Below are 620 nucleotides of genomic sequence, written 5' to 3'. Positions count from 1 at the left end.
AGATAAAGAGTACAGGCTGGTCCCATTTCGCTCGCCACTACTTTGGGAATCTCGGTTGATTTCTTTTCCTGCGGCTACTTAGATGTTTCAGTTCGCCGCGTTCGCTTCGCATGGCCTATGTATTCAGCCATGGATACTCCATTCGGAGTGGGTTTCCCCATTCGGACATCTGTGGATCAAAGCTCGTTTGCCAGCTCCCCACAGCTTTTCGCAGGCTACCGCGTCCTTCATCGCCTGTGATCGCCAAGGCATCCACCACATGCACTTGTTCGCTTGACCCTATAACGGGTGTGTCTCGCGGTGATTGCTCACTTCGGACCCACTCGCTACAGGTTGAGTATTCGTGTTGCGCCGTATTTCAAGGCAATCTTTCGATCACTTAAAAATACATTGATACAATCACAACCCTGATTCACCTACTCCACACCCATCTCCAGGTGTGTTTTGGATGAATCTCTTTACTACTTCTTCCTGATTGTTAAAGAACGACAGCCGATACGCTTTCACATACCGCTCTGACTGGCTCAATCGCCAATGCAGAAGGTTCTGCTTCGTGCAGAACGCTGTGCATTGAGGATTGGTGGAGGATGACGGGATCGAACCGACGACCCCCTGCTTGC

At 50.5% G+C, this 620-nt stretch carries 1 protein-coding gene and 1 rRNA gene; both read right to left on the bottom strand.

Going from position 1 to position 620, the window contains the following annotated elements:
• Nucleotides 1-279: ribosomal RNA gene (locus BFD71_RS38740) — 23S ribosomal RNA — on the bottom strand; the annotation flags it as partial.
• A gap of 120 nt (nt 280-399) precedes the next feature.
• Nucleotides 400-620 (bottom strand): hypothetical protein (locus tag BFD71_RS41920; protein WP_218108697.1); only part of this gene is annotated, 221 nt, incomplete at its 5' end.

This window comes from Paraburkholderia nodosa (assembly GCF_001718195.1).
Taxonomy (GTDB): Bacteria; Pseudomonadota; Gammaproteobacteria; order Burkholderiales; family Burkholderiaceae; genus Paraburkholderia; species Paraburkholderia nodosa_A.
This window is presented reverse-complemented; position numbering and strand designations above follow the sequence as displayed.